This window comes from Parendozoicomonas verongulae, assembly GCF_009711465.1.
In the GTDB taxonomy this organism is placed as follows: domain Bacteria; phylum Pseudomonadota; class Gammaproteobacteria; order Pseudomonadales; family Endozoicomonadaceae; genus Sansalvadorimonas; species Sansalvadorimonas verongulae.
This window is the reverse complement of record NZ_SMME01000724.1, coordinates 1-5,694: the sequence shown is the minus strand read 5'-3', so window position 1 is coordinate 5,694 and position 5,694 is coordinate 1. Positions and strand designations below refer to the sequence as shown.

Below are 5,694 nucleotides of genomic sequence, written 5' to 3'. Positions count from 1 at the left end.
GGCACCACCGAACAGACCAACCTTACCGCCTTTGGCAAACGGGCAGACTAAATCGATAACCTTGATACCGGTTTCCAGCAGCTCGTTAGTTGTTGCCTGCTCTGCATAGGAAGGAGGCTCGCGGTGGATAGGCATACGCTCACTGTCAGCGTCGTCCTGAAAAATGGGGCCCTTTTCATCAATGGGGTTACCCAGCACATCCATAATACGGCCAAGGGTTTTTGTGCCCACGGGAACCTGAATGGGTGCGCCAGTATTGTCGACAGACAGTCCACGGCTCACACCTTCGGTGGAACCCAGAGCAATGGTGCGAACAATGCCATCACCCAGTTGCTGCTGCACTTCCAGGGTGAGTTCCTTGCCATTTACCTTCAGGGCGTCGTACACCTGAGGCACAGTATTTCTGGGGAACTCCACATCTATAACGGCACCGATAATCTGTACGATACGACCGCTGCTCATAATCTTTCCTCTCAATCTTTTTTCCACAGTCGCAGGCGATTACACGGCCGCCGCACCACTGACGATTTCCGACAGTTCCTGGGTAATGGCCGCCTGTCGTGCTTTGTTGTAAACAAGGTTCAGCTCATCAATCAGACCACCGGCATTATCGGTGGCGTTCTTCATGGCGATCATTCGCGCAGCCTGCTCGCAGGCACTGTTTTCCACTACGCCCTGATAAACCTGAGATTCGATATAACGAATCAACAAGTCATCCAGAAGGGACTTGGCATCAGGCTCGTAGATGTAATCCCAGCTGTGGTCCTGAGCACCATTGTCACCGGGCTCAAGGGGCAGCAGTTGCTCACAGGTTGGCTTTTGGGTCATGGTGTTGACGAAGCGGTTGTAGCAGATCACCAGATGGTCGATCTCACCAGCTTCATAAGCGTCCAGCATCACCTTCACCGAACCGATCAGACTTTTAATGCTGGGGGCATCACCCAGTTGATCTACTGCAGCAACAATGTTGCCTGCCTTGCGATTCCCAAAGCCCTGAAAGAATGAAGCAGCTTTACTGCCGATAAGGCAGAGATCAACGTCAATCTTCAGCTCTTCAAAGGCTTGCATCCGTTCCATAGCGCGCTTGAACAGATTGCTGTTCAAACCACCGCACAGACCACGATCTGTGGACACCACGATAAAGCCAACCCGTTTCACCTCACGTTCCACCATAAAGGAGTGACGGTACTCAGGATTGGCGTGGGCGATGTGTCCTACCATTCTGCGAATGCTTGTGGCGTAGGGCCGGGAGCGTTCCATACGCTGCTGAGCCTTACGCATTTTGGACGCAGCTACCATCTCCATGGCGGAGGTGATTTTCTGCGTACCTTTTATGGACGCTATCTGCGTCTTAATCTCTTTTCCGACTGCCATGGCAATCCGTCCTTCCCTCAATGACTCAAGGCTGGTTACCAGGTCTGGGTTGCCTTAAACATCTCAATGGCTTTTGCGATGCCAGCTTCAATGTCCCTGGTGTAATTGCCGGAATCGCCAATAGCGGCCATCAGCTCGGCGTGCTCACTGTTCACATAGCTGAGCAGGGCAGATTCAAAAGCGCCAATCTTGTTCAGAGCGACATCGGTCAGGAAATCTTTTTCAGCGGCAAACAGAATGACACCCATCTCAGCAACAGACTGAGGCTTGTACTGCTTCTGCTTCATCAGCTCAGTCACGCGCTGACCGTGTTCCAGTTGTTTGCGCGTTGCCTCATCCAGATCGGAAGCAAACTGGGCAAACGCTTGCAGTTCACGATACTGAGCCAGTGCCAGACGAATACCGCCACCGAGCTTTTTGATGATCTTAGTTTGTGCGGCACCGCCCACACGGGATACGGAAATACCAGCGTTCATGGCAGGGCGAATGCCTGCATTAAACAAGTCGGTTTCCAGGAAAATCTGACCATCGGTGATGGAGATCACGTTGGTAGGAACGAAAGCGGATACATCACCTGCCTGGGTTTCGATAATGGGTAGAGCAGTGAGGGAACCGGTTTGTTCTTTCACTTTGCCGTTGGTGCACTTTTCCACATAGTCGGCACTCACGCGTGAAGCGCGCTCCAGCAGACGGGAATGCAGATAGAAGACATCGCCCGGGTACGCTTCACGGCCGGGAGGACGTTTCAGCAACAGGGAAATCTGGCGGTAAGCCCAAGCCTGCTTGGTGAGATCATCGTAAACAATCAGGGCATCTTCACCACGATCACGGAAGTATTCACCCATGGAGCAACCGGCGAAAGGAGCCAGATACTGCATGGCAGCAGGATCAGCGGCACCCGCATTGACGATGATGGTGTGTTCCATCGCACCGTGTTCTTCCAGCTTGCGCACCACGTTGGCAATAGCCGACTGCTTCTGGCCAATAGCCACATACACACACTTAACGCCAGTACCTTTCTGGTTGATGATGGCGTCGATGGCGACGGCGGTTTTTCCGGTCTGGCGGTCACCGATAATCAGCTCACGCTGACCACGGCCCACAGGCACCATAGCGTCAATCGCCTTATAACCGGTTTGCACAGGTTGATCTACTGGATGACGTGCGATAACACCGGGAGCCACTTTCTCAACGGGCGCGGTATGTTCAGCATTGATGGGGCCCATACCGTCGATGGGGTTGCCCAGTGCATCCACGACACGGCCCAGCAGTTTTTCACCCACAGGCACTTCCAGTACCCGGCCGGTGCAGCGGGCTTTCTGGCCTTCCCGCAGAGCCTTGTAGTCGCCGAGAACAACAACGCCCACGGAGTCCCGCTCCAGGTTCAGCGCCATGCCAAACACACCGTTGTTAAATTCAACCATCTCGCCGTACATCACATCGGACAAACCATGGATGCGTATAATGCCGTCGGAGACACCCACAATGGTGCCAACATTTCGGGCATCGGAGGAAATATCCAGACCTTCGATCCGGCTCTTGATAATGTCGCTGATTTCAGAAGGATTCAGTCGCTGCATAGCAAACCTGTTTTAAAAATTCTTACGAGCTCATGGCGTGAGCCAGCTTGGCCAGCCGGGTGCGAATACAGTTGTCGATCACCAGATCACCGGCACGGATAATCAAACCGCCGATCATGTCCCGATCAATGCAGTTTTTGAGGGTGACCTGCGCACCAAGGCGCTTGCTCAGTTTTTCGGCAAGTATCTGCTGCTGTTCACGGCTGAGGGGAAAGGGGGAAGCGACTTCTGCCTCGATGCTGTGTTCCTGTTCGGCCTTAAGGGTATCGAACAGTGCGGCAATCTGAGGAAGCAGAACGGCTTTGCAATTCTCACAGAGTGTGCGCAAAAAGTTTTGCATCCCCTGCTCCAGTGGGCTGTTTTCAAGACAACTGTCGTAAAGGGAGAGAAACGCATCCGCTTTTTGCTGTGGTGTCAGGGATGGCTGATCCAGCAGTTGGCTGACGCTTTCGTCCAGAACGAGAACGGCGCAGTTATTCAGAGAGTGTGACCAGCTCTCCAGAGCCTGCTGCTCAAGGGCAAAGCGAAAGGCAGCAGTGGCATAGGGGCGGGCGCATGTGATCAGGTCCATGATGGCTTCCCTTTAAAGTTCGGCTGCCAGCTGATCAACCAGCTCGCCGTGAGCTGCCAGATCAATCTTCTGACCAAGCACTTTGCTGGCACCGGCAACGGCAATGGTTGTCACCTGTGTACGCAGAGCTTCTCTGGCCTGATTTTCTTCCATAGCGATCTCTGCACGGGCTGCAGTCAGCAGACGTTCGCCTTCAGTTCGGGCATTGTCTTTGGCTTCTTCGACAATGACTGACGCACGACGGTTGGCCTGATCGATAATGCCGCGAGCTTCTTCTTTGGCTTGCTCCAGCTGGGCTGCAGCCTGCTCTTTGGCATGCTCCAGGTCGGATGTTGCCTGCTCGGCAGCGGCCAGCCCGTCAGCAATTTTCTTTTGCCGTGCGTTCAGCGCCCCGATTAAGGGCGGCCACACATTCTTCATGCAAAACCACACGAAGAATGCGAACGCAATAGACTGGCCGATAATGGTTGCGTTGATGTTCATGGTTTTACTGGGCGGCGCTCAGTTGTCCGATGAATGGGTTGGCAAAGGTGAAGAACAGGGCGATACCAACGGCGATCATAGGAATCGCATCCAGCAGGCCTGCGACGATGAACATTTTGGTTTGCAGCATGGGAGCGCTTTCTGGCTGACGGGCAACGCCTTCCAGGAATTTACCGCCGAGCATGCCGAAGCCGATTGCAGTAGCCAGTGCCGCCAGACCCAGCATGATGGCAACGCCGATAACAGTTAAACCAACGACCAGTTCCATAGTTTCTCCAGACTCTCTGTCTTGTAGGGGTAGATGTAAGCGTGTCAATCAGTGGGACTCGTGAACCATGCTCAGGTAAACAATGGTCAGTGTCATAAAGATGTAGGCCTGCAGCGTGATCACCAGAATGTGCAGCACAGCCCAGCCAAAGTGCAGGGGCAGCTGGAAATAGCCGATCATGCCAATCAGGATAAAAATCAGTTCACCGGCGTACATGTTGCCGAACAGTCGCAGGCCCAGAGAGATGGGTTTGGCGATCAGTGACACAGTTTCCAGCAGCAGGTTGACGGGCATCAGTGCCACTTTCAAAACCGGGTTTTTGCTGGTGAAAGGGTGCAGTGCCATATCGCTGGCAAAGCCAGAGATGCCTTTCTCTTTAACCCAGTAAAACAGCATCAGGCCGAACACGCTGAGGGACATGCTCATGGTGATGTTAGGGTCGGTGGTGGCCACAATTTTCATGTAAGGCACACCCGCCACAGAGGCAAGGCCGGGAATCCAGTCCACAGGCAGCAGGTCCATCAGGTTCATAAAGAACACCCAGCAGAAGATGGTGAGCGCCAGTGGGGCAATCACCGGATTTTTACCGTGGAAGCTTTCTCTTACGCTGTTATCAACAAACTCAACAACCGTTTCGACAGCGTTTTGCAAACCGCTGGGGGTATCACTGGTGGCGCGTTTGGCCACAGCGCGGAAGGGCAATAGAAAGAGAAGGCCAAGGGCAATGGACCATATCATGCTGTCCAGATTGATGGCCCAGAATCCCATATCTGAGGATTCCTGTGCGCTGTGGGCCAGGGTCCAGGTGGCCTGGCCGAGAAGGGAACCGTCGGCACGTTCATAACCTGCGGGGAGCTGGCCGTAGGTCAGATTCTGCAGGTGGTGTTTGATATAACCTGAAGCTGTATTGGCTGACATAAAATGCCCTGTCATCTCGCTTTAACTTTCAGCAAGAGCGGTGCAAACCAGTGAACGGCCTGAACCACAATAAATGCACTAAACAAAACCACTGCATGCAGTGATGGAACGTGTGAGAAAGCCAGAGCGAAACCCAGACCGGTTAATACAAACTTGCCGGCTTCGCCTCTATAGAATTCCTTTACAATGCTCTTTGCCGCACGCGCACCAGACAACGAGAACGCTCTGACGGTTAAGTAGGCATTAGGGATCAGGCAGATCAACCCACCCAGCAGTGCAGATAAAGCTGTTGCACGACTGTCAATAAGTGATCCGAGTGATAGCAAGACGGTTATAACAGCCTGAGTTACCACAACTCGAAAAACGGCTGGCTTGTTTAGGTGGGTGTATATGTTTTGCATACATCCAATACTTTCAGAGTCCGTAAAACCATGCTTTTAATCAGATATTCCTATTACCTTGTCAGGTATTTGTAAGGCGGGAGGGATCGTATTGGGGGG

7 protein-coding genes and 1 pseudogene are annotated in these 5,694 nt (G+C 53.1%); all 8 read right to left on the bottom strand.

Annotated elements, in window-relative coordinates; all coding sequences use genetic code 11:
• Window positions 1-462: pseudogene (locus E1189_RS25175) on the bottom strand (F0F1 ATP synthase subunit beta); the annotation flags it as partial.
• 39 nt (window positions 463-501) lie between these two features.
• A complete protein-coding gene (atpG, locus tag E1189_RS04000; protein ID WP_155158775.1) occupies window positions 502-1,374 on the bottom strand; it encodes a F0F1 ATP synthase subunit gamma in 873 nt (290 codons plus the stop codon).
• A 35-nt stretch (window positions 1,375-1,409) separates the two neighbouring features.
• Entirely contained in the window at window positions 1,410-2,954 is a 1,545-nt protein-coding gene (gene atpA, locus E1189_RS03995; protein WP_155158774.1) for a F0F1 ATP synthase subunit alpha, read from the bottom strand.
• Window positions 2,955-2,976: 22 nt separating this feature from the next.
• The gene (locus tag E1189_RS03990; RefSeq protein ID WP_155158773.1) at window positions 2,977-3,525 is read right to left on the bottom strand and encodes a F0F1 ATP synthase subunit delta; all 549 of its coding nucleotides are present in this window, start codon (window positions 3,523-3,525) and stop codon (window positions 2,977-2,979) included.
• A gap of 12 nt (window positions 3,526-3,537) precedes the next feature.
• The gene (locus E1189_RS03985) at window positions 3,538-4,008 is read right to left on the bottom strand and encodes a F0F1 ATP synthase subunit B (RefSeq protein WP_155158772.1); all 471 of its coding nucleotides are present in this window, start codon (window positions 4,006-4,008) and stop codon (window positions 3,538-3,540) included.
• A 4-nt stretch (window positions 4,009-4,012) separates the two neighbouring features.
• Window positions 4,013-4,276: a F0F1 ATP synthase subunit C gene (gene atpE, locus E1189_RS03980; protein WP_155158771.1), complete on the bottom strand. Its 264-nt coding sequence runs from the start codon at window positions 4,274-4,276 to the stop codon at window positions 4,013-4,015.
• A 48-nt stretch (window positions 4,277-4,324) separates the two neighbouring features.
• Window positions 4,325-5,194 (bottom strand): F0F1 ATP synthase subunit A, encoded by an 870-nt coding sequence (gene atpB, locus E1189_RS03975; protein ID WP_155158770.1) that lies wholly within the window; start codon window positions 5,192-5,194, stop codon window positions 4,325-4,327.
• A gap of 11 nt (window positions 5,195-5,205) precedes the next feature.
• Entirely contained in the window at window positions 5,206-5,595 is a 390-nt protein-coding gene (locus E1189_RS03970; protein ID WP_155158769.1) for an ATP synthase subunit I, read from the bottom strand.
• Between the last annotated feature and the right edge of the window lie 99 nt (window positions 5,596-5,694).